Source organism: Enterococcus lactis (assembly GCF_015751045.1).
GTDB classification, from domain to species: domain Bacteria; phylum Bacillota; class Bacilli; order Lactobacillales; family Enterococcaceae; genus Enterococcus_B; species Enterococcus_B lactis.
The window spans coordinates 22,496-47,056 of the sequence record NZ_BNJW01000022.1; the positions used below are offsets into that span (position 1 = coordinate 22,496).

Genomic DNA, 24,561 nt, shown 5'->3' on the forward strand with positions numbered 1-24,561 from the left:
TGACACTGTCACACGCCCTTTTTTATTTATTCTATTTCTTTAAAGGCAGATCAAGCCAGAATGATTTGTCTAAACTTAACAAAGTTAGTACAGGAACAGTTGCAGCTTTAACTGTACGAGTAGTTGTTTCTGGTATCTGTCTTGCCGTGAACGTGTTCCACAAATCCCAGATTGAAGCGACACGGAAGATGGAAGAAGCATTGTTGACGCGTTTTATCGTTGAAAATTCTAATCCTGTGATTGGCACGCCATCTGTTGTCCATTTGATTGGCACATCGAATCGCTTAGACATATGGAGAATTTCAGTATTTGCTTCTTCAGTTGTTGTTGCTTCTTTTTTCGGTTCATCATATTTTGTCAGGTCGTACGCTTCGATGATCGCGTTCAATTTTTGTGAATATTGGCGATCTGTAGCATAACGTCCTTCCAAATATTTGGTTGCTTCTTTGTAGTCTTTTGTTTCTGACTTCCAAGTTGGTTTGTAGAAGTCAGGATTGCCAGTCAGTCCATTTTTGATCAAGTCGGCATAGTCTTCCAAACTTTCCTTGTAAGAAGGATACTTACGGAATTGGGCGCGGATTTGGTAGCTTTGTCCCGAACTATCTTGTTCAAGTGTATTGAAGGTCACGCTGCTTTCTTTATACGATCCTTTGATACCAAAAAGGTTATGATTTGGCTCGCTTGATAATAAGCTGTTTCCAGATCCACTTTCAAGGATAGCTTGAGCCATCATGACTGATGCGTAGATTCCTTCTTTTTGGCCGATTTCCTGTGCATCATCTGCAATCTTTTTCAGGAACTGATCAGTTGTTTGGTTTTGACTGAAATGGAACGAGCCATCTAATCCATCTAAAATAGATGAGCCGCCTGTCAGCGAACCTGAAGCAGCAGGTAAACCTGCTAAGTTTACTCGGACAGCAAAATCAGGCGTGAAATCTGAAATAGAAGTTACTCGAACTTTATCTCCTGGTTGGGGCGCATGGATAAATTGTCCGTTCCCAATATAGATACCTACATGGTGAGTAACACCGGAAGAAGGTCCCCAGAAGACGAGATCGCCAGGTTGGGCCTGACTTACTGGAATCTGCGTACCTGCATATTGCTGTTCGCCTGTCCAGCCACCGATATAATGACCGGTTGCTTTCATATATACGTAATAAGTCAAACCAGAACAGTCAAAAGTATTTGGACCTTTTGCTCCCCATACGTATGGTTTTCCAAGATGCTTGAATGCTTCTCGAACGATTGCTTGTTGGACATTTGTTTCATTTGTAGGCAATACAGCATCAATTGGTGATTTTACAACAAAATCAGAAGAAGCAGAAGATGGATTCTCTATACCGCTTTGATTTGCTGTATTTGGACGAGACGAAGCATTGTTCGTTCCGCCATTCGATGAACCATTGTTTGGATGATTTGGTTCTCTCTGAGTATTTCCATTGTTATTCGATCCAGATGGGTTTGTTTGATTCGAAGAATTCCCGCTGTTCGAATTATTGTTATTATTATTTGAATTATTTGAACCATTATTATTGTTGCTATTGTTGCTATTGTTGTTATTACCCTCATCTGGTTTATTTGGCGTTTCCGGATCTGGTGTACTAGGGACTTCTTCACTAGGATCAGTTGGTTCCTCTGTTGAAGTATCCGGTACAGGTTCAAATTCTGCAGTAATAGATAAATTGTTCGTACCTACTGTAAAAGTCTTTGCCTCATAGTTCACTTCTTTAGCACCATTCACAGCGACGGAAGCAATTTGTTCACCTTCAGCTGGCGTAATAGTGTAAGTCACCTTTGTTCCTGCTGATAAACCTTCTACCGTTCCGCTTTCTGTGATATTCAAAGGTTGCTGTTCAGCGGTATCCTCTGACGAAGCAGTTAGTTGGATCTTCCCTATCAAAGAAGGAGCAATCGTAAGGTTATATGTCTCGGCTGGTTTTTCATTTTCTGATGGATCAGCCGGATCAGTTGGTTCGGACGATTCTGTTGATGAGTCAGTTGTTCCGGTTGTGCCTTCTGTAGAAGAATCCGTAGTTTCGCTAGTAGATGAGCTGGAAGTAGACGTACCTGTTGAGACTGTTTGATCGGTTGTTTGATTATCTACAGCAAATACGGCATTAGTCGACAAAACAGTAGGAGCAATCAGCCAAGTAGCAGCTAGCAAACGCATCGTTTTTTTGTTTTTCATAATAAACTAGTCCTTTTCCTTTCATTGATTTTCTGTTTTATTCAGCATTCATAAGTTATTCGATTGAACAGATAATCGTGTCGAAAAGCTTTTTCTTTCCATGAATCTGCTTGTGTATTCTAAATAAAACAAGTTGTAAAAAAGCAACGAGCAGTCATTCGTTGTGGTTTGATGTTCATTTTATTGCATAAACCATCTTTGTTTGGGGATAAACAAGTGGGGATAAAAATGGTCATGCATATGTAAATTATACCAAAGATTGGAGAGCATCACAAAAAATTTATAAAAATAACGATCCTAAAAAAGAAAAAAACTGAAATATGTGATAAGCATCTCATACTTCAGCCTTTTTTCGTTCATTATTCGTAAGACATTAGGTCTTCATCAAACCCGCTAACAAGGGTGGTGATCATTGCTACGACTAGACTAACAGCCAATCCTGCTAAGTACCAGAAAAAAGTACCGGAAATAAAGGCTGGCAATGTGGTCAGACTACCAAATACAAAAGCGATCGCTTTCACTTGAGCAAATCCCATGACAGCTCCACCAGCAGCTGCACCGATGCAAGCAGCAACAAATGGTTTTTTCAATGGAATCGCGATTCCGTAAACAGTAGGCTCGGTCACTCCCGCAAGTAAAATCGAAGCGAAAGCAGAACCAGAAATCGAACGTGTTTTTGAACGTTTACTTCGGAGGAATACCCCTAAAGCTGCACCAGCCATTCCAAAATTAGCTGCTCCTGTCAACGGAACGATACGGTCGAACCCATAAGCTGAGATATTGCTGATCATGACAGGATTTACAGCCCATTGGATACCAAATATCACCAAAATGTTCCAGCCTCCAGCGATGATTGCTCCACTGATCGGTCCGTTAATATCCATCATCCAAGTAATTGCTGCAGCTAAACCTTCACCAAGATAAACACCGGCAGGTCCGAAGACCATTAATGTCAAAGGAACCGTGATGACTAATGAAAGTAAAGGTACAAATACTAATTGCATGTTTTCACGAATATATTTTTTAAGGAATCTTTCGACAAAAGAATAAAAGAAAATACCTAAAATCGCCGGCATGACAGTAGACGTGTACTGCATCAGCACTACAGGAATCCCCAGAAAATCAGTAGCTGCTTTACCACTATCTGAAAGTAAAGAGGTCAAATTTGGCTCAATCAGCGCTGCAGCAATGACAGCCGCGATATATCCATTCACTTTAAACGTTTTGGCGGCAGAAAAAGCGAGAAAGATTGGCAGAAAATAAAAGACAGCATTCGACGCAGCAGACAAAATATGATAAGTCCCGCTCGTTTCACTAAGCCAGCCAATCGTAGTCGCTAAAACAACCAGACCTTTTAATATACCAGAACCGGCAAATAGGGGAATGATTGGCGTAAAGATTTCCGATATCAAACCAAATAGTTTTTCGATCGGATTTAGCTTTTCTTTCGGAGCTGTATGATCAATTTGACGTGTCAATTCCTTATAAGCAGGAGCCAATCCCTGATCCATAATTACTTCTGCATATCTATCGAGTAAAATGAAATATTTGATGGAAGGGATTTGCTGCTTTAATTTTTCTACATTTGCTGCTGGCTGTTTTTGTAATTTGATACGAAGCCGAGTCGCACATGGGAGGACAGAATCAATATTGTCTTTTCCCCCTAACTGATCAATCAGCAGATGAATCTGTTCGGACAGTACCATCTGTTCAGGATTCATTGTCGTTTCCATTAGAAGACCACTCCACTCACTAAGATAATATTGGCATAAGGTGTCATCTCGCCTGTACGAATAAATGCATGGCAGTTATTCAAATCTTTTTTCATTTCTTCATGTGGGATAAAGCTAATCGGTGTATCTGGTAACAGTAATTTGATTTTTTCCAATATTTCCGGATTCATTGTCTTTATTTCTTCCGCCAATTCAATGGATTGTACTTCAAGTTCTTCTAAAACGTTTTCTAAAACAGATAAAAAACTTGGAAGTCCGTTTGAAACAGCTAAATCTATTTTTTCAGTACCAAAGGGAACAGGCATGCCTGCGTCCCCGATACTTAATTTGTCAAAGTGTCCCATTTGTGCGATTACTCGCGAAATATCTGAATTGATGACTTTTCCTTTTTTCATGTTTGTTTCTTCCTCTCGTTGTTAATTTATGACTGCTGATTGTTCTAAAGCTTCACGGTAAGGGATAGAAGGTTGCGCACCATAAGACTGTACGGCAATAGAAGAGGCTAGATTTCCATAAAGGATCGCTTCTTTCAAGTTACCAAGGTCTGGCTGAAGTGTGCTGCTCAATGCCCCAATAAATGTATCACCTGCGGCTGTCGTATCGACAGCATCTACTTTAAAAGCAGGGACGATACCGTGTTCTTTTTCTGTGTGGTAGAAAGCACCGGCACTGCCCAATGTAATGATTACTGTTCCAATGCCTAATTCATGCATTTTTTCAGCTGCTGCGACCAAACTGTCATGGTCTGTAACTCTGATTCCTGTAATAATTTCTGTTTCTGTCTCATTTGGTATAATGATATCTGTCTTTTCGAGTAGTTCAGTAGGAATGGTTTCTCTAGCTGGTGCAGGATTCAGGATCGTTGTTTTTCCTGCGTCTTTTGCAATAGAAAAAGCTAGGATCGTCGCATCTAAACTACTTTCGAATTGAGCAATAATAAAGTCACTGTTTGTAATCAATTCTTTGTTCTTTCGAACTTCTTGTTCATGGAAAGCATTATTTGCGCCTGCATGAATCAAGATACTGTTTTCTCCTGCGGCATCCACCATAATCATTGCTTGTCCGGTTGCGGCGCCCTCAATTTCAGCAATTCCAGATGTATCGATGTTTTCTTTCGTCAGTAGATCCAACAATTGCTGTCCTTCACTGTCAGTTCCAACACCTCCAATAAAAGATGTTCGTGCGCCTGAACGTTTGGCTGCCACTGCTTGGTTGGCGCCTTTGCCTCCGCCAGCGTGAAAAATCTCATGTGCATGCATCGTTTCTCCTGGTTTTGGCATTTTGGTTAAACGAAGGGTAGTGTCCATATTAATACTTCCAATTACTGTAACCGTGTTCATTTCACAAACCTCCAACTATCTCATTTATTTTGATGGGAAGAATTATTTTTTTAAAACGTTTTAGTAAAACGTTTTAATAGTTCGATAAAAATATAGCACACCTTGAAAGCTATTTCAAGGGTGCAGTCGAAAATCTTTTTTCTAGTCGTACAGGTAGCCGTTTTTCTTCCCACTCTTTTTCTGGGAATTGGATTCGATCTAACAATAATTGGGCAGATGTTTGCCCCAATTCGAAGATTGGTTGTGCGATTGTCGTCAGTTTTGGCTTGATATATTCGCACATATCTATATTATCATAGCCAATAATGCTATAGTCTTCTGGGATGCTTTTTCCAGCTTCCTCTAATCCGCGATATAATCCAAAAGCTAATTCATCATTTAAAGCAAACACACCAGTTGCAGCAGAATCAAGAAGTTTGGCTGTGATTTGGTAGCCGCCTTGTTTTGAGAACTGTGTAGGCAAGAGGATCAGTCGGTCATGAGGGATTTGGTAAACATCAAGAGCAGATTTAAACCCATCAATCCGAGCGTGGACATTTTCTGGCAGATTTTCAGGATAGACAAGGGCGATCGTTTGATGTCCTAGACTAAGTAGGTGCATACCTGCCAGATAACCACCGCGAAAATCGTCTGTTCGTACGGCATCACTAAATCCTTCAGATTTTTTTTGATCCAAAACAATGAAGGGCCGGCCTTGTTTTTTCAAATTTTCGTTGATTGCATTCGTAGAGACAGCAGAAGTCGCAATAATGAATCCATCCACACCTCGACGTGTGAGCTCGGCTAGGTACTCGATTTCTTTTTGATGATCAGAATCAGCATTACATAATATCGTGACGAAGTTCTGATTGTACAAGATATCTTCAATTCCTCGCATCAATGTACTGAAGAATGGATTCGTGATATCAGGAACGAGTACGCCAATCGTTTTCGTTTCCTTGGTAATCATTTGTCTAGCAAAATAATCAGGTTGATAGCCTAATTCTTCTTTAGCAGCTAAAACTTTCTGAACGGTTTTCGGACTGAATTTCTCCGTATTTCCATTTAATATCAAGGAGACAGTTGTGATTGAAACACCGGAAAGTTTAGCGACTTCTTTGATTGTGATCTTTTTTTTCACCATGTTCATACTCCTATCTAAATCCTGTGGTTATTTTCCCATGAAATCAAAAAGAAGTAAATGAAAATCACATACGCTAGTACCCTATTTGCTTTGTTGGATCGCTTCGATTATTTGTTTCGTTGAACGTACTCGTGCAGTTTTCGGAAATATCTTTTTTATGAACAATTGATGCGATTCTTTGTCGCGATCACTACAAGCATCTTCAGCAAGCACGACATGGTACCCGTGTTGAAAGGCATCTAATGCAGTAGCATATACACCGTTTGTTGTCGCTACACCGCTTAAAATGATGGTTTCGATTCCACGACGGCGAAGTTGAAGATCAAGAGAAGTACCAAAAAAAGCACTTGGATTGTATTTTGTGATAGTCAACATATTGTCTGTATCTTTCAAAGAATCCTTCAAAAGTAAATCAGTGAATTCTGGAGGTACAGAAGCAGCAGTCATTCCACCCATATCAGTTTGTTGACTCAAATAAGGGAAAGTGGAGATGTCTACATTCACTAAAACTTTCAAGGCAGCGGTACGTTTCAATGTTTTTGCTAACGAATCATTGTTTGTCAGAATAGATGCTGCAGTGTGTGGAGAGAGTGTACCGTTATTTACGATCCCTTTTTGCATATCGATCGCGACAAAAGCAGTTTTTGATAAATCAAAAATCATATTTTTCTTTAAATCATTCATGATGTTCCTTCTTTCAAATAACAATGTTTTTTATGTAAGTAAATCATAAATCGTTTATTTGTCAACTAAATAAAGAATTCCTTTCTTTAGTCTAGAGAAATTCAATGGTAAAATGAATAAGTGTGAGAAAACGCATTCGATGCATAGATATAGCGAGAAATATCGTGAAAATGGAGGAATCAGAGTGAAGTATGTCGAAGTAAAAAATGAATACAAACGATACAAGATGGGAGAAACGACCATTACAGCAAATGACGATATTTCTTTTTCAATTGAAAAAGGCGAATTAGTGATTATACTTGGCCCTAGTGGAGCGGGAAAGTCAACGATTCTTAATATTTTAGGTGGGATGGACACACCTGATGAAGGGCAGATCATTATTGATAACACAGATATTGCACAATTTTCAGACAAGCAGCTTACTGCTTACCGACGAACAGATGTAGGGTTCGTCTTCCAATTCTACAATCTCGTTCCTAATCTAACAGCAAAAGAAAATGTGGAATTGGCAACGGAAGTTTCCCCTGATGCGCTTGATCCTGTCGAAGTATTGACGCAAGTGGGCCTAGCTCATCGATTGAATAACTTTCCGTCCCAATTATCAGGAGGCGAACAGCAGAGGGTTTCCATTGCTCGAGCATTAGCCAAAAACCCTAAACTGCTTTTATGTGATGAGCCGACAGGTGCACTGGATTTTGAAACAGGAAAGCAAGTATTGAAATTATTGCAAAATGCTAGCAGACAACACGGCAATACTGTTTTGATCATTACACATAATTCTGCTTTAGCGCCCATCGCTGACAGAGTTATCCACATCAATGATGCGAAAGTAAGGTCAGTTGAATTGAATGAGCATCCTTCATCCATTGATGAGATTGTATGGTAGGAGGATTTTATGAAAACAAAAACATATCTTAAAGCAGGTTTTCGCGAAATCCGGCAATCTAAAGGGCGGTTCATTGCAATCATCCTTATTGTCATGCTAGGAACACTTTTATTCGTAGGTGTCAAAACTGCTGGACCTGTCATGCAAAAAACGATGGATCACTATGTTGATACAGCAGGACTTTCTGATTTGCAAATCGTTTCTACTGGTGGTTTGACACAAAAAGATATCGCTCAAGCAGAAAAGATCCCAGATACAAAAGTAGAAACAGGGAAACAGTTCTATTATTCCAATACTGGCAAAAATGAAGTGATTCAAATCTTTTCTTATAACAAAAATAGCAGGCAGAACAAGCTACAATTAATTGATGGAAAACGCCCGGAAAAATCCAACCAACTTTTATTAGATGAAAAAGCGGAGAATGAAGGGTATAAAATCGGTGATGTCTATCAGATTGATTCAGATGAATTGAAAGAAAAAGAGTATACCATCACTGGCTTTGTCCGTTCTCCATTGTTCATCAACAATTTGGAGAGAGGATACGCGAATGTCGGAAATGGTAGCGTGGATTATTTTGTCTATTTGCCTGAATCCAATTTCAAGACGGATATTTATTCTGTCTTATATCTGGATTTTACGAACGTAAAGAATTTGAATACGTACAGCAAAGCTTACAAAGATAAAATGGAGCAAAATCAAGAAAAGGCAGAAAAGTATTTACAAGATCGACCCGAAGAACGCTTAGAAGAGCTGAAAAAATCGGCAAACGAAGAATTAGAACCAGCACAGCAAAAAATAACAGAAGGCAAAGCACAAATAGCACAGGGAAGAACACAGTTAGAAGATGCTAAAAAACAGTTAGCGCAGCAGTCAGCAGCTATCCAGCAGCTTCCTGAAGCGCAACGGACAATCGCTGTACAAACTTTGTCTCAACAAGAAGCTCAACTCGCTGAACAAGAAAGGCAGTTAGTTGAGAAAGAACGAGAACTAGCTTCTGCAGAGGAAGAATGGAACGAAAATGCAGAAAAAATTGAAAATTTAACTAAACCATCATACCTATACAATGAACGTTCAGAAAATGTCGGGTTTCAAGAATTTGGTGATCTGGCTGAACGTATCGCAGCAATCGCCAATGTTTTTCCTGTTTTCTTTTTCTTTATTGCCGCATTGATCACCTTTACGACAATGACGCGTATGGTAGAAGAAAACCGCAGGGAAATCGGAACATTGAAGGCGTTAGGTTATACGAAAGTTGAAATCGCAAAAAAATATGCAATCTATGCAAGTCTAGCCTCAGGAATAGGCATTGTTTTAGGAACGATATTAGGAACGAATCTTTTACCAAGGATCATTTTTGAACTATCTAACGAGCGATATGACATTGGGAGTGCCCTTGTTTTTTATGACTGGCCACCTATTTTACAAGCAGCTGCCGCATTCTTCATTGCCACATTTGGCGCTGCAATGATTGTTTTGTTCAAAGATTTAAGAGAACGGCCTGCTGCACTGCTTCAGCCGAAAGCACCGAAGCCAGGGAAACGTATTTTTCTTGAATACATCACTCCGCTGTGGTCACGCCTTAGCTTTAATCAAAAAATCAGTTATCGAAATCTCTTCCGATACAAGTCAAGAATGCTTATGGCGATTATCGGAATTGCTGGATGTTCCGGTCTGATGGTTGCGGGCGTGGGATTGAAAGATTCTCTAAGTTCTGTCTCAGCCAAACAATTTGGACCGATCATTGACTATCAAGCAATTGTTACATTAGATTCATCCACGGAAGAGAATCATCAAAAAGCAGCGGATATGTTGCAGCAGCAAGAAAAAGTAAATGAGATCCTAGCTATTCATACTCAAACCGTAGAATTGAGAAAAAAAGGGCATGCTTCACAAAGTCTGACAGTGATCGTACCGAGTAAAACAGCTGATTTTGATCGTTTTATCCATTTAACAGATCTTGAAGAGAACCCACGTTCCTTACCTAAAGCAGGAATCGCTATTACGCAAAAAGCAGCAGAACTATTTGACTTATCTACAGGAGATCATATATCGCTTTATGATGAAAATCAAAAAGAATGGAAAGTCGAAGTAAAAGAAATCGTGAAAAACTATCTAGGCAGCTTTATTTATCTGTCCCCTGAATATTATGCTTCAGTGACTGATCAATCGATGTCGGATAATGCATTTTTGCTGCGTACAGATAAGATGACAACGAAAGAAGAAGAAATGCTTTCCGAGAAACTGCTGGCTACAGACGCTGTGACAAATACGTCTTTCATGTCCAAACAAATCGAAACACAAAAAGAATCAATGGCGAACTTAGACTCGGTTGTATTAATCTTTGTCGTATTGTCAGGATTGCTGGCTTTTATCGTCTTGTATAATCTAACTAATATCAATATTTCTGAACGTGTACGCGAATTATCTACGATAAAAGTCCTTGGATTTTTTGATAAAGAAGTCACGATGTATATTGTTCGAGAAAATATCATCTTTACTCTCTTAGGGATCATTGGAGGATTTGGTGTAGGATATGTATTGACTGACTTTATCTTACAACAAGCATCTATGGAGAATGTCATCTTTCCATTAGTGATTACATGGTGGGCTTATGTTTTATCAGCAGGATTAACCATCGTATTCACGGCTATTGTGATGATTGTTACCCATTTCAAATTAAAGCATATCGATATGATTGATGCGTTGAAATCGAATGAATAAAAATAGAGGTTGTGAGTCTGCCGTTTCACTCTGAGTCACAAGGAGCAATTTCAAAAAACAGCTCCTCATATTTTTCATTTGAAAGGACTTATTGTCGTAGATGCCAGCTTTTGAACAACATTTATAGAAGAAACAAGAACTTTAAACAAGAGACTAGACAAATACATGTCTGATCTCTTGTTTTTTATTGGACAACACCCTCTTAGGAAGTATAAAGATAAATTTTACAAACGCTTTCGGTTCAGTTATAATAATAAATGATAACTTGTATATATAAGTTGTGTTAAGTAAGAAATCAGTTGAATGGAGGCAAATATCCATGACATTTAAAGACAAAGTCATTTATCAAATCTATCCCAAATCTTACAAAGACAGTAATGGTGATGGAATTGGAGATTTAAAAGGAATTAAAGAAAAACTGCCATATTTGAATGATCTAGGGATCGATATGATCTGGCTAAATCCTATTTATCCCAGTCCTCAAAAAGACAACGGTTATGATATCTCTGATTACACAGCCATCGATCCTATCTTTGGTACGATGGAAGAATTCGAGCAACTAATAGCTAAAGCAAAAGAATACCAAATAGAAGTCATGCTCGATATGGTATTGAATCATGTTTCGACAGAACATGAATGGTTCAAAAAAGCACTAGCAGGGGATCAGTATTATCAGGACTTCTTCATTTTAAGAGAAGAACCAACGGACTGGGTATCAAAATTTGGTGGAAGTGCTTGGTCGCCTTTTGGAGATACAGGGAAATATTATCTGCACTTATATGATCAGACACAAGCTGACTTGAATTGGCGGAACCAAGCAGTAAGAGAGGAATTATTCAAAGTAGTTCGTTTTTGGATGGAAAAAGGGGTAAAAGGATTCCGTTTCGATGTTATCAATGTTATCGGTAAAGACGAGCAATTGAAAAACAATAAAGAAAATGATGGTAAACCTGAATATACGGACAAACCAATCACCCATACGTATCTAAAAGAATTGAACCAAGCAACGTTTGGGACGGATTCCACTATCATCACAGTCGGTGAAATGAGCTCTACGACGATCGAAAATTGTATCTTGTATACAGAACCTAGTAGAGAAGAATTATCAATGGTCTTTAATTTTCATCACTTGAAAGTCGACTATGAAAATGGCAATAAATGGTCAACTCCTCCATTTGATTTTGCAGAATTAAAGCGACTGTTCCATACTTGGGGAGAAAAGATGAGTGATGGTAATGGCTGGAATGCTTTATTTTTTAATAACCATGATCAGCCACGTGCGCTCAATCGGTTTGTAGCTATCGATCAGTATCGAAAACAAGGAGCAGAGATGCTAGCAACCATGATCCATTTAAATCGTGGAACACCATACATTTATATGGGAGAGGAAATCGGCATGATCGATCCAGACTATTCCTCAATTTCCGACTATATTGACGTAGAAAGTTTGAATGCTTACAAGTTGCTCCTTGCACAAGGATGTACAGAAAAAGAGGCGTTCCGTCGAATCAAAGCAAAATCTCGTGATAACTCTCGAACACCCATGCAATGGTCCGATGCAGAACAAGCAGGTTTTACTACAGGAAAACCTTGGTTAAAAGTTGCAGGTAAGCTAGAAGAGATCAATGTAGAGAAAGAACGATCTTCTGAGGATTCTATTTTGTCCTATTATAAGAAATTGATTCGGTTGAGAAAAACATATCCAATCGTTGCACAAGGCGATTATCATGCTTATGGAGCAGATCATCCGCAAGTTTATGGCTATCTTCGCCAATTTGAAGGGCAGAAGCTACTTGTATTAACAAATTTCTATGATAAAGATACAAGAATCACCATTCCAGAAGGATTCACAGAAGCCGCTATTCTTATCGATAATTATCCCGATACTGTTCTCCATCAAAACCTGGAGCTAAAACCATATCAGGCAATTGCTTTACTGAAAAACTAAAATAAAAAAGTATAAAACGCCGATCCTACGAGCTATTCTCGTGAGATCGACGTTTTGTGTTTTATTTAAAATAATCTTCTTCAGAAAATGAAGAGTGTTCATACTCTCCTTTGTCGCCATAAAATTTATTGTAGCGTTGTTTGAATTTACGGAAAATAAAAGTAACGAGTAATTTGACTAACGTATAGATAGGAATACCGAAAATAACGCCCACAATTCCCATTAGATCACCCATGACAAGCAAAACAATCAAGATCGTAATCGGATGGATCTGCAAACGATCACCCATTACTCGAGGAATCACCAAGTCACCATGGAGAAGTTGTACGGCAAACCAGACAATGACAAATTTGACAGCCATAAAAGTAGAGTCTTGGAATGCAATGATCAAACCCGGGAAAAAAGCGATAAACGGTCCAATATATGGAATAATACATAATAACCCAGCAGAAATAGCTAAAACACTGGCAAATTCTAATCCGATCAGTAAGAAACAAACCCAGTAGACTGCTCCAAGGATAAATGAAGCAATGATCTGCCCCTTTAGAAATGAACCCAATTGTTGATTAGCAATCTTTGTCAAATTTTTAAAATCTGTACGAAAGGCTGGTGGGACAATCGCTAAAACTGACTGATAAAATTTTTGAGGATTTCTCAAAAGGAAAAAAGTGACAATGGGCCCAGTAAATAAAGTAATGAAAATAGCTGTAACAGTTGAAAAAATATTGCTGATCCGTTGTGCGCCGCTTTCCCAATAATTTCCAATAAAGCCAGCTATATCAGACGTCACGTCATCAATAGAAGTAAAAAATTGATTAAATGAATCGGCAAAAGGTGTTTTCTCCAAAAATTGACGGAGACTCTCTTGGAAATCTTGAAATAAATCTGGCAAACTGCTAATCAATGTTTTTGTCTGTTCTTCAAGAAAAGGAACAAGCCATACGCTTCCAAGCCCCAATAAAAATAAAATAATCACATAAACAATAATGACTGACAGGTTCCTCGAAAGGTGCTTGCTTAAACGCTTGATGACTGGTTCCAAAAGATAATATAAGATCAGCGCAAACAATAATGGGGGCAAGATAGTAGCGATAATAATCCCAACAGGCTTGAATATAAATGAAATCTGATGGAAAAAATAAATGATCAGTGCCAGCAGGATCACCATACCTAAAACATAGTAAGAGGTTTTGCCTCCCAAAAAGCGGATCAAACGATTCGTTGTATCTGTTTCTTTTTTCACTCATTTTCCTCCTTTGTCTATAACTTTATTATAGACAAAAGAGGGGATAAAAGGAAAATGATAGAGGTTGATTGAAAAAATATCGTGAATCATCCATACAAAAGTTCTCCTCAATTAAAATAAGAAAACGCTTGACAGCTCTTTTAACCCTATGATAAATTAAATTCTGTTGCCAAAACGTAACTATTACGATTTGCTAGAGGCGAATCGGAACATTCAAATGAAAGAAGATGAGAAGGAGTGTTATAAATGAAACGACTGATAGGTATATTGGCTACACTGGTTTTAACAGGTATGTTAGCTGGTTGCGGGGCAAGTGGAGAAGCAGGGGACAGTAAAGAAAAATTGAGCGTGATGACGACCTTTTATCCTATGTATGATTTTACAAAAGCAATCGTCGGGGATGAAGGAGAAGTAGAATTATTGATTCCAGCAGGGACTGATTCCCACGATTATGAACCTTCTGCTAAAGACATGGCAAAGATCAAAGATACAGATATCTTTGTTTATAATGATGAAAATATGGAAACATGGGTCCCCGCAATCCAAAAAACATTACAAGAAGGCAACGTCCATACGATAAAGGCGACAGAAGGTATGCTTTTACTTCCGGGAAGTGAAGAAGGACATAATCATGACCATGAACACGGGGAAGAAGGCCATACACATGAGCTAGACCCACATGTATGGCTAGCACCAAGTTTAGCAATCAAGCAGGTAGCAAACATACGTGATCAGCTGATTGAAGCTTACCCAGAAAAACAGGAAGTATGGACAAAAAATTCAGCAGCCTATACCGAGAAACTTCAAGCACTCCATCAGCTTTATCAAGAAACATTTAAGCAAGCAAAACAAAGATCTTTTGTCATGCAACATGCTGCATTCAACTATCTGGCATTAGAATATGGATTGAATCAAGTATCTATTGCTGGTCTTTCTTCTAGTGAAGAACCGTCTGCGGCGAGAATCGCTGAACTGAAACACTTTGTTAAAGAACATGGGATCAACTATATTTATTTTGAAGAAAACGCCAAAGATAGTATTGCTAGAACGTTAGCAAACGAAGCAGGTGTATCTTTAGAAGTATTGAATCCTTTGGAGGGGTTGACGAATGAACAAATAGAAAATGGAGAAAACTATCTTTCTATCATGGAAGCAAACCTCGAAGCGTTGAAAAAAACGACAGAGACAGAAAACCCGTTAGAAGATACTTTGACCCCCAAAAAAGAAAAGAGCGTCTATAACGGTTATTTCGAAGACGAGGATGTACAAGATCGCTCTCTTTCAGATTGGTCAGGAACTTGGCAGACAGTAGATACGTATGTAGAAGATGGGACATTTGATCCTGTTTTTGAATATAAAGAAAAATTGAATCAGGATAAAACAGCACAAGAATATAAAGAATACTATACGAAGGGCTATCAAACAGATATTGCTTCAATCAAGATCGGTGAGAAAGAGATGGCATTTACGTTTAAGGATGGAACAACGAAACGTTCAAATTATCGTTATGTAGGGAAAGAAATCTTGACCTACGAAGCAGGAAACCGTGGTGTAAGGTATCTATTCGAAGCAGAAGATAAGGAAAGTGGCGCGTTTAGATATATTCAATTCAGTGATCACACGATTGCACCGGCTGACTCCGAACATTTTCATTTATATGCAGGAAATGAAAATCAAGAAGCATTGCTAAAAGAAATGGAAAATTGGCCAACATTTTATCCAGACACAATGGATGGCCGTGAAATTGCACAGGAAATGCTTTTGCACTGAGAGACAAAAAGAACCGAAGGGTTTGGATCGGCTGATTATTTAGTCGGTCCAAACTATTCGGTTCTTTTTATGAAATTAACTTTTTTAATCCACGGATAGAGACAGGGATAGTCTCACCGTTTGCCAACGTGACTTCTCTGGTTTTTTTATTAATCGACCGCACGTTTTGTGTGTTGATAACATAAGATTTATGGCAACGAATAAAATTCCGATGCATTTTCTCGATTTCTTTGATCTTCTCGTAGAATTGCAATTGAGCATGAGTCAAATGAACTTCCAATTTATGTGGTGCGCCTAACGAAGTAGAAAAATATTGGATTTCTTTGATCGGTAAAAATTTGATCTCATCATTGAACTCTATTTTGAAGATATCTTTTTGGATCTGGAACATTTGAAAATCTTCAAAAATTTTGCTCAGGATCTGCTCGACATTTTCTTTTAAATCATAAAGGTCTTCTTTCACAATATAGTCAGTCGGCTCAATGTTGCTTTTTAAGATTTTCATCGACATTTCCGTATGAGAAGTCACGTAGATGATTTTTCCTAAAGGATCTAATTCACGGATCAATTTACCAATCGCTACGCCATCCATTTCACTGTCTTCTAATTCAATATCTAAAAAGTAAATACCAAAAGAAGAAGTTCTGATCTTGGCCGCATTGAGAAGTTCTTCCGGATCAGAGGTAGAAATATGAACATAACTGTCTAAGTTTTCAATCATGATCCTGTTTTTGATCACCGTTGATAAAACTTCCAATTGTTTTGGATCGTCTTCACAAATATAAATGGGAATCATATCATTACTCCTTTATTTTATTTGTATATAAATCGTTTGAGAAAAACGTTGGTTTTCAATTGATGTTTCAAGGAAAAGATAAGGGTTTGTCTTTGTCAATTCATCCAAGATAAACAAGCCAAGTCCTTCGTTTTTTGGATTTGTTTTTGTTGAGAAACCTTTTTGTTTCAACTGGTTTAACGGTAATGTATTGGTTGTTGTATTGATTACACGAATCATCACGGAATGATTTTTCTTGATGATTGTCAATTCGATCTTTTTCTTCTTTGCAGCACTAGCTCCTTCAATCGCATTGTCCAAGATAATACCAAGCATACGTACAAGGTTTACCGTATGTTTCGTATCCAACTCGATTGGCTTAGGAAAATGAAGCTGGACGATCAATCCTTTTTCCTGTGCCATCATAAGTTTTAATGACAGCAAACTGCGTATTTCAGGAACTTTCATATTATCCAACATACTTATATTGGCCGGGAAAAGGTTCATCATCTGGCGTGTAGGCAATATCGTTTGGTCGTAGTACGACCGTAATCCTTCCAAGTCGCCTTCTGCAATATAGCTGTGAAGAGAAAAGAGCAGATTTTGGTAATCATGTTTGAATTCTCTCAAGTCTTGATAGTTTTTTTCCAGATCTTTGATATAATCCTGCTGCATCCTGACTTGTTGCTCTAACAACTGATCAGCTAATTTCTTATTAGAGATTTTCCAATAATAAACCAAGATGATCAAGCCGACACACAGATAGAGAATAAAAAAACTAGTATTCAAAGCTAAGACATCAGGTGTTTCACCAGAAAAACGGGTATAAAAAATAATGATATAGTATGTAAATAATATCAACGTCCCAATCGTACCGATCATACGGCGGTCCACTGTGTGAAACCAAGTCTCTAACGATTTTTTAAAACAAAAAGCTAATAAAGCAGATAAAAGAGCGGATAAGGCAATGTGAAAATACTGCAAGGAATCTCCTGGTTCAACAACCGCAGATTTCAAAACAAAAAAATCGCCGATGCTTGTTAAATGATCTCCTAAAAGCGACGTCAATAATCCAAAAGGAAGCGCGTAAACTAATTGTTGACGCGAAGTCGAAAAGAAGAAAAAAGTAAGCATCAGCATTCCTATAGCAATTAGAGCAGTAAAAATCCCTAAAACTGAGTAGACCCATCCAATCAAAACGCAAGAAATCAGAGTGACTCCTGCAAACAGATAATTGTATCGGATATGATGGTCAATCAATAAGATACAAATTGTGTAAATCAAATATTGCAACGCTATGGACCATAAAAACATAAAGTACAGCTCCCATTGATTTTTACCAAATTATAGCACAATTAGCGTATTATTTTTTTAATTTTTCAGGGATTTTGAATTCAGAACTCATACCAAAGCAGCAGCCAGATACAAAAAAGTCAGATAAGTTAGTTAATTGTTTAATGATTGTTTTTTTCATGAAAGATTCCTCCAAAATTCATCAAGTAGTTTGTAATAGGAAGCAACGTAGCTATTTCTAAAACAATCCCAAGTAGCAAATAGGTAGAAAAGTAAGAAGCTGAGAAAAATAAAGTGATGAGAGAAAAAATTAGAAACATGCTGATCGCCTTCTTTAATAATGGTGGACGTTTCTCGGGTTTAATGGGATTGATGGCTGTACCTCTTGATCCATAGCGAAGCAGTAACAAAAAGCAGCTGATTAACAAAAAGACCATCATTGGGAAGGAGATAGTCAATTGCAGATGTTTCATCACCAAGGGAACGCCCCATAAATAAAGCAGTGTCCACAGCAGACAAACGAATTCAGAGTCGGAATGCAATCCATAAGCATATCTGCGGATGCAGATATAGGAAAGAAAGGTGATTCCTGTTTCCGCCCATGAGCCCGTCACCAGAGAAAACACTAGAACGACCGCTAGTTTTCCAAGGTTGTTCAATAAAACTTCTAAGGCAAATTTTACTTGGACATACACCATATCTTCTTCCGATTTGTCTCCGCTGAATAAGGTTTCTAATAATTTGTTCACAACTTTATCTTTCATCTCATACGTACCTCCACCACAAATTCTATGCTAAAAAAAATAAAAAACGTGTTTTGTTTCATAAAAAGTGGTTTTGACATCAAAACCGTCATGATTTCCTTAAAAAAATCTTCATTTTTTTAAATCCTTTCCAAAAAAGGTGACAGTTTTGATACGAAAAGTACATTTTATGACAAGTTTGTGTTTTTTCGAGTATTTTATGTTAAAAATTTACTGACCTTAGAAAAGGTGATGGAGGGATTCTTATGGAAAATGAACAATTGTTTGAAGTCGGCGAAACATATGCATTTAAATCTGATTTATTTGAATCACCAATAAAAGGAAAAATAGAAAAAATCTATGAAAATAGCGTGATGATACGTGTCATGAATTGCGCAGCAGAAGACAATGATACCGCTCATAATCTGCACTGGCAGTTAGTCGTACGCAAATCAAGTACAATAGAAGAATAAAAACAGATAAAATGTTGAGAGCATAAAAGAGTAGAAGTTCATCCATTCTACTCTTTTATTTTCATGAATAGGCGTGACTTCTAGCTACTATTGGCGAAGCAGCCTTTAAGGAGCAGATAAAGTCAAGGCTTTTATTTCTATAAATGAAGTAGTAAAATGAAGAACAGATTTTATTACAGGAAGGATGCCGATAATTGTGATTATTGTTGCAGGAACGATCGGTGCAGGGAAAAGCACACTGACTGAAATGCTTGCCCAAGATTTAGAAACAAAACCTTTTTATGAGAACGTGGAGGATAATGAAGTATTGCCACTGTTTTATTCTAATCCGGAAAAGTATACTTTTTTATTGCAGATATTTTTTTTGAACAAACGTTTTTTGGCGATTAAAGATGCTTTCAGCCATGATGACAATGTACTAGACCGCTCCATCTACGAAGATAGTATGTTGTTTCATCTGAATGCCGATTTAGGGCGTGTTTCTGAAGTAGAAGTAAAGCAGTATGAGGGTCTTTTAGAGACGATGCTGAAGGAATTAGAAGAAATTTCGCCGCAAAAGAAACCGGATCTACTGGTTTATATTCGTGTATCCTTTGAAACTATGTTAGCAAGAATCAAAAAACGAGGTCGGGAATATGAACAGCTAGAGCAAGATCCTGAACTCTATTCCTACTATAAAGAACTCAATCGACGTTATGAAGAATGGTATGAACAGTTTGATATATGTCCCAAAATAGTAATCGATGGGGACAAATACGATTTCGTAGCCGATCCAGCATGTGGAGAACAAATCGTACAAGAAATCAAGATGCGGGCAAAGAAAATGACAGAAGAGGCAGATGGCCAGTCGATCCGCTACACTACAAATAACCCGAAAGCAAAGGGTATCTTTACAACTAAATAATAAAAAAACTAAGCAAAATGCTCACTCACAAAATTTCTTTGTGAACAGCATCCTGCTTAGTTTTTTTGATTCAGGGGAATCAAAAGGTGAAACGGTTCGTATGATAAAACTGCCATAACTGAAATGTCTGAGTGAGGGCCATGATCAAGAATAAAATAGAAACGACCAAAATCGAATGGGCGCCAAACAAATGATGACAGAATACAAGGACAATAGCCCCTGCGATAAAGGCAAGAACGACAGTTAAATAGTGGAAAAATCGATCAAAATCTGCTTTTTCTTTAGAAATACAATAATCATATAAATTTGTTGCTACCCCTTTTAAATTTCCTGTTGTGAATAAATTGGTGTAGGCGCGCCCGTTGATTTTATCAAAAGCCACCCACTGGATCGAGGCCGTAAAAGCAATTAAAATCGTTACTAATGCGGGATGCTCATGGACAGGTGCCAAACTGACAAAGAAAAAAATCACCGCTTCATAATATAGAACAAATAAGCGCCAGAAATGTTTTTCTTTTTTTCTAAAATAATCAATCAAATACTTTGTTAGAAGAATCCCTAAGAAAAAGAAAAGGGTAGACAATACTTTTTTGCCAACGCTTAGCCACTCTCCGTCAAAAGCTTGGATGATCGATAGGATGATATTGCCAGTTTGAGCAGAGGCAAAAGCACCATACTGGATATAAGTATAACTGTCCATTGCTCCTCCGATAAATGTCAGCAAAAGACCTATTGTACGCCCTTCGTGAAAGGAAGTCTGCATTTTTTTCATCACCTTTTATGAATATAATTTTGTCTTCCTTATCTTAGCATAAACGATTGAAAAAAAGGAAAAATTTTCAGAAAACTAAAATCATCTCGCTCCCCATTTTCATTTTTAGAAAGGTCTGTTAGTATAAAGAAAAAATAGACAACGAGATTTTAAATAATCAAATTGGAAGAAACAACTTCAAAGAAGAAAGATGGGAAGGAAATCAATCAGTTGGATGAAAAAGAAATTCTCCGATTACAAAAAGAACTGAATCGTTGGGAGAACAAATATAAAAAGCTTCAACAAGTCTTTCGGCTACAAGAAGAAATCATTGCTACCTATGAAGCGGCTTATGGAGAAGCCCCTGGACTTATTGAGGAAGAAATGCAGGAAAAAGAAAGCAAAGAAAACAACTCTTTCTTTAAAATGATGGAGAAACGTTCTTATAATCGCTTCAATCAAGAACAAAAAGCAGCTATCACATACGATATGCAGAAACATCTTCGAATCATAGCGGGAGCTGGGAGCGGCAAGACGCAAACAATCTGTGCAAAAGCGGTGTACCTGATGACACAAAAACAAGTAGACGAAGAACGCATACTGATGATTACTTTTACACGGAATGCTGCAAATGAACTAAAAAAACGAGTAGATAATTTCAGCCAAAGGAAAACTGCTGTCCATATCGGAACATTCCACAGTATCTTTTTTAGGATATACAATGAGATTTGTCGAAAATTCCCTGATGTGGCAATGCAAGGGATACAAGGAGACTTTTCAAAAGATACTGCGCAAAAAGTAAATGCTGTTTTGCAACAGCTGATACGTAAATATAATCTTTATCTTTTTGATCAATATGGAGAAAAAACGATTGCTTCTCGCTTAGACTATTGGCAGAATATGAACCTATCAATAGAAGAAATGATCCAGTTAGTTAAAGAAAAATATGATTCCATTGATAAGAATGCAAGACAACCGATATCAGAACGACTGTATGGATTGCTCACAGAACTCCAAGAACAAAAAAGAAGGCAGCAATTGTTAGAGTTCAATGATGTACTCCAAAATTTGAAAAGCGCTTTGGAGAATGACGAGATTCAGCGCTATATTGGACAGAAATATGATTATCTATTTATTGATGAATTTCAGGATACTAATCCACTTCAATGGGAAATCGTGAAGCGGATGACAAAGGAAAACGGGATCAAGTTAATCGTTGTTGGAGATGATGACCAAAGTATCTATGGATTCAGAGGATCAGAGCCAGCATATATCAAGAACTTTGAAAAAGAATATCCTACTAAAACTCTTTTCTTATTAACTAATTACCGCTCTCGGGCAGCTATTGTCCAAGGAGCGAATAGATTGATCAGCTATAACAAAAATGATCGGATACCAAAGGCGATGATTCCAGCACAAAAAGAAGCGGGCATTATGGAGGCTTATTTGTTCTCAGATACAAAAGCAGAAAGCCAGTGGCTGATAAGTCAAATTCAGTCATTTATTCAAAAAAATGGGAAATATAAGGAATCGATCATATTATACCGATCGGCTTCGCAAACACAGCAACTTGTCCAATCTCTGCTGAAAACGAATATTCCTTTTGTACTGGAAGCAGATAGTCCATATGAAGGTATCTTTGGCATCAAGTCTTTCCAACAGTTCTATCAAAAAATCGTTCATTGGCAAACAGCACAGAATCCGCAAAAGAAACATCAGGCCTATCAGCAATTGCTGCGGCAGCTGATGGTAGACTGCTATCTGAAAAAAAGTGAAGGTGATCAATACTTTTCTCCTAAATGTCAAAATACAGCCATTACGGATTATATTTTGTCGGTAAGACCTAATTTAAAATCCAAATCTGCAGAAATCCGCCAGTTTGAGGAAGCGTTGCGTAAAACAGACCAGCATCAAGAAATCTATTCGCTTGTACAAAGCTATCTTCATCTGCCACGTATAGCTAAGGAAATCGATCAGAGTGATCAAGAATGGATACGAGAAGAAGTAAAGCAACATGCTACTTTTAGAAGTATCCAAGCCTTATCGCAAGAAACCCAAGCAACAGCTAAAGAATTAAAAACCCGCTTGATTGCTTACAGACAAGGAAAACTTGATGCGCTATGTATCCAGAGCATTCATAAAAGTAAAGGTCTTAGTTACAGAAATGTCTTTTTAATTGGCTGTAACGAAGGAAGTTTGCCTTATAACGGAGCAACAGAAAAGAAAGTCATTGACTCTAATGAAATAAAAGCAGAACCAGCGACGACGATAGAAGAAGAACGAAGACTATTTTATGTTGCGATGACTAGAGCAAGAAATCGTCTGTATCTATGTGTACCTCAAATGAAAAATACAAGAAAATTGAAAGTATCGAGATTTGTCAAAGAAACCGGTAGTCGTATGAAAAAAGGAAAGTGATGGAAAAGAGGTTGTGACAGGAGTGGTCAGCTTCAAGAAATAAGAAGGAATTTACGGAAATTGCTTCTCAAATTTTTGTAAAATTTCGGCTTATTTTCGAAGAAGCTACTTCTGGAACACCGTTTATTCGGAAAAGGGAGGTGTGACAAGATTTTTGTCACACCTCCCTTATTTATTTTTGAAAAATGAGAATACTATTATTAAAATAGGGAATAAATAGAATAATTCTCATTATTTAAACGCAAATAATCGATTTTTTTTCGACTTTTTTTATTTTTTATTAGCTAATAATTGGTATTTTAAAAGAAATTGCTGTAGAATTGGATTATAATTAAAAAGGAGTGAGAAAATGATAAAAGTATATACTTCGCCTAGCTGTACTTCCTGTAGAAAAGCAAGAGCATGGTTGCAAGCGAATCAACTTGAATTTGAAGAGAAGAATATTTTTGCCGAACCGTTAACAGAAAGTGAGATCAAAAAGATCTTAGCAGCGACTGAAGGAGGAGTTCAAGATATTATTTCCACTCGGTCGAAAATTTACGAGAAGTTGGGAATAGATTTTAACGAATTAACTTTAAAGCAAATGATCGTCCTATTCAAAGAATATCCTTCATTATTGAGACGGCCTATTTTGATTGATGAAAAAAGAATACTAATCGGATTCAATGAAGATGAAATCCGGTCATTTGTCCCTCGTGAAATTCGGTGTGTTGCTAGAAACCTAATCTATTTACAAAACAATAACATCTTAAATTCATAGGGAGGGAGTCTTCGTGGAAGTGAAAGTCTATGGATCGGCGCACTGTGTAACCAGTCTGAAGGCGAAACAATGGTTAGAGTACCATCAATTGCCTTATCAATTTGTTGACTTAGAAGAACGCGATCTAAGTACAGAAGAAGCAGAAGAATTATGCAGTTTTGAAGAAGTGCAAGCAGAACAGCTATTTGCGACTTGGTCTGAGGCTTTTCATAACATTGCGATAGACCTTTCCTCTGTAGGTAAAAAACAACTGATTTCTTTATGTACACAACATACAAAACTCCTCAGACGTCCGTTGATCATTATTGATGAAGTTCTATTTATTGGATACAATGAGCAGTTGATGGAGCAACTTATCCTAAATAAATAGTCTTTACCTATTTTAATCAATTTCTGAGCGCTTCGTACAGTTGGAACAGTCGAACACTTAACATCAAGTGTGTTATGTGTTCTTTTTTTTGTCTTTATTTTTCTACTATAAAAGATATGCTCGATTTATTTGGTCAAAATTCAAATGTACGAGGGAAAATAGGCTGAGAAATATATTGACATGTGTAAATTTACATGATATATTCATTTTTGTTGTTTTAAGTAATACGCAAATAAAGCAGCATTAAAAAAACTTGAAAAATAGTTATTGACATGTTGATGATGACATGATAAGATAACTGAGTCGTTAAAAAAGAACAGCTTACGAAGCTTGATTCTATCGAAAAAAACTTCGAAAAAGTTCTTGACAAATAACAAACGATAAGTTATGATAAATGAGTTGCTGAAAGATTTCGAAAAACGAAATCGAAAAAAA

Annotated in this window: 20 protein-coding genes; 9 read left to right on the forward strand and 11 right to left on the reverse strand. The window is 37.5% G+C overall.

Going from position 1 to position 24,561, the window contains the following annotated elements; genetic code table 11:
• Positions 1-31: 31 nt before the first annotated feature.
• From KFO35_RS11250 to KFO35_RS11275, 6 genes are all read right to left on the reverse strand, one after another.
• A complete protein-coding gene (locus KFO35_RS11250; protein ID WP_002315924.1) occupies positions 32-2,188 on the reverse strand; it encodes a glucosaminidase domain-containing protein in 2,157 nt (718 codons plus the stop codon).
• A 359-nt stretch (positions 2,189-2,547) separates the two neighbouring features.
• Positions 2,548-3,921, reverse strand: coding sequence for a PTS transporter subunit EIIC (locus KFO35_RS11255; protein WP_002341010.1), 1,374 nt, complete (start codon positions 3,919-3,921; stop codon positions 2,548-2,550).
• Positions 3,921-4,316 carry a D-ribose pyranase gene (gene rbsD / locus KFO35_RS11260; protein ID WP_002293242.1) on the reverse strand — a complete coding sequence of 132 codons (396 nt, stop codon included), beginning with the start codon at positions 4,314-4,316 and terminating at the stop codon, positions 3,921-3,923. Before rbsD ends, KFO35_RS11255 begins: the two co-directional genes overlap by 1 nt.
• Positions 4,317-4,337: 21 nt before the next feature.
• Positions 4,338-5,261 carry a ribokinase gene (gene rbsK / locus KFO35_RS11265; protein WP_002315922.1) on the reverse strand — a complete coding sequence of 308 codons (924 nt, stop codon included), beginning with the start codon at positions 5,259-5,261 and terminating at the stop codon, positions 4,338-4,340.
• A gap of 109 nt (positions 5,262-5,370) precedes the next feature.
• A complete protein-coding gene (rbsR, locus tag KFO35_RS11270; RefSeq protein WP_002293245.1) occupies positions 5,371-6,384 on the reverse strand; it encodes a ribose utilization transcriptional repressor RbsR in 1,014 nt (337 codons plus the stop codon).
• Between the two features lie 81 nt (positions 6,385-6,465).
• Positions 6,466-7,068 (reverse strand): isochorismatase family protein, encoded by a 603-nt coding sequence (locus KFO35_RS11275; RefSeq protein ID WP_002293246.1) that lies wholly within the window; start codon positions 7,066-7,068, stop codon positions 6,466-6,468.
• A gap of 184 nt (positions 7,069-7,252) precedes the next feature.
• On the opposite strand from KFO35_RS11275, the gene KFO35_RS11280 reads away from it, so the two are divergent.
• The 3 genes from KFO35_RS11280 to treC all read left to right on the forward strand — a co-directional run bounded on the left by KFO35_RS11280 (position 7,253) and on the right by treC (position 12,623).
• Positions 7,253-7,954 (forward strand): ABC transporter ATP-binding protein, encoded by a 702-nt coding sequence (locus KFO35_RS11280; RefSeq protein WP_002310780.1) that lies wholly within the window; start codon positions 7,253-7,255, stop codon positions 7,952-7,954.
• A 9-nt stretch (positions 7,955-7,963) separates the two neighbouring features.
• A complete protein-coding gene (locus KFO35_RS11285; RefSeq protein WP_156272339.1) occupies positions 7,964-10,675 on the forward strand; it encodes an FtsX-like permease family protein in 2,712 nt (903 codons plus the stop codon).
• Between the two features lie 319 nt (positions 10,676-10,994).
• Entirely contained in the window at positions 10,995-12,623 is a 1,629-nt protein-coding gene (gene treC, locus KFO35_RS11290) for an alpha,alpha-phosphotrehalase (RefSeq protein ID WP_002315920.1), read from the forward strand.
• Between the two features lie 61 nt (positions 12,624-12,684).
• Here treC and KFO35_RS11295 read toward each other — a convergent pair whose 3' ends face one another.
• On the reverse strand, positions 12,685-13,866 hold the full coding sequence (locus KFO35_RS11295; RefSeq protein ID WP_002293256.1) for an AI-2E family transporter: 1,182 nt from the start codon (positions 13,864-13,866) through the stop codon (positions 12,685-12,687).
• 249 nt (positions 13,867-14,115) lie between these two features.
• Between KFO35_RS11295 and KFO35_RS11300 the strand changes: the two genes are divergently transcribed.
• Complete coding sequence (locus KFO35_RS11300; RefSeq protein WP_156272337.1) at positions 14,116-15,639, forward strand: zinc ABC transporter substrate-binding protein AdcA; 1,524 nt, start codon at positions 14,116-14,118, stop codon at positions 15,637-15,639.
• 67 nt (positions 15,640-15,706) lie between these two features.
• On the opposite strand, the gene KFO35_RS11305 is transcribed toward KFO35_RS11300, so the two are convergent.
• The 3 genes from KFO35_RS11305 to KFO35_RS11315 all read right to left on the reverse strand — a co-directional run bounded on the left by KFO35_RS11305 (position 15,707) and on the right by KFO35_RS11315 (position 18,471).
• Positions 15,707-16,435, reverse strand: coding sequence for a LytR/AlgR family response regulator transcription factor (locus tag KFO35_RS11305; RefSeq protein ID WP_002315916.1), 729 nt, complete (start codon positions 16,433-16,435; stop codon positions 15,707-15,709).
• A gap of 12 nt (positions 16,436-16,447) precedes the next feature.
• Positions 16,448-17,728, reverse strand: a complete 1,281-nt coding sequence (locus KFO35_RS11310; RefSeq protein WP_025477353.1) for a sensor histidine kinase — start codon at positions 17,726-17,728, stop codon at positions 16,448-16,450.
• Positions 17,729-17,868: 140 nt separating this feature from the next.
• Entirely contained in the window at positions 17,869-18,471 is a 603-nt protein-coding gene (locus KFO35_RS11315) for an accessory gene regulator B family protein (protein WP_002315914.1), read from the reverse strand.
• Positions 18,472-18,716: 245 nt separating this feature from the next.
• Here KFO35_RS11315 and KFO35_RS11320 point away from each other — a divergent pair, with 245 nt between their 5' ends.
• Positions 18,717-18,923, forward strand: a complete 207-nt coding sequence (locus KFO35_RS11320; RefSeq protein ID WP_002293266.1) for a hypothetical protein — start codon at positions 18,717-18,719, stop codon at positions 18,921-18,923.
• 184 nt (positions 18,924-19,107) lie between these two features.
• Positions 19,108-19,827 (forward strand): deoxynucleoside kinase, encoded by a 720-nt coding sequence (locus KFO35_RS11325; RefSeq protein WP_016853096.1) that lies wholly within the window; start codon positions 19,108-19,110, stop codon positions 19,825-19,827.
• 79 nt (positions 19,828-19,906) lie between these two features.
• Here KFO35_RS11325 and KFO35_RS11330 read toward each other — a convergent pair whose 3' ends face one another.
• A complete protein-coding gene (locus KFO35_RS11330; protein ID WP_002315912.1) occupies positions 19,907-20,590 on the reverse strand; it encodes a YoaK family protein in 684 nt (227 codons plus the stop codon).
• 219 nt (positions 20,591-20,809) lie between these two features.
• Between KFO35_RS11330 and KFO35_RS11335 the strand changes: the two genes are divergently transcribed.
• The 3 genes from KFO35_RS11335 (at position 20,810) to KFO35_RS11345 (ending at position 24,126) form a co-directional block, all read left to right on the forward strand.
• Positions 20,810-22,996, forward strand: a complete 2,187-nt coding sequence (locus KFO35_RS11335) for an ATP-dependent helicase (RefSeq protein WP_002315911.1) — start codon at positions 20,810-20,812, stop codon at positions 22,994-22,996.
• Between the two features lie 349 nt (positions 22,997-23,345).
• The gene (locus KFO35_RS11340; protein WP_002286258.1) at positions 23,346-23,756 is read left to right on the forward strand and encodes a Spx/MgsR family RNA polymerase-binding regulatory protein; all 411 of its coding nucleotides are present in this window, start codon (positions 23,346-23,348) and stop codon (positions 23,754-23,756) included.
• A 13-nt stretch (positions 23,757-23,769) separates the two neighbouring features.
• The gene (locus KFO35_RS11345; RefSeq protein ID WP_002315910.1) at positions 23,770-24,126 is read left to right on the forward strand and encodes a Spx/MgsR family RNA polymerase-binding regulatory protein; all 357 of its coding nucleotides are present in this window, start codon (positions 23,770-23,772) and stop codon (positions 24,124-24,126) included.
• Positions 24,127-24,561 lie beyond the last annotated feature (435 nt).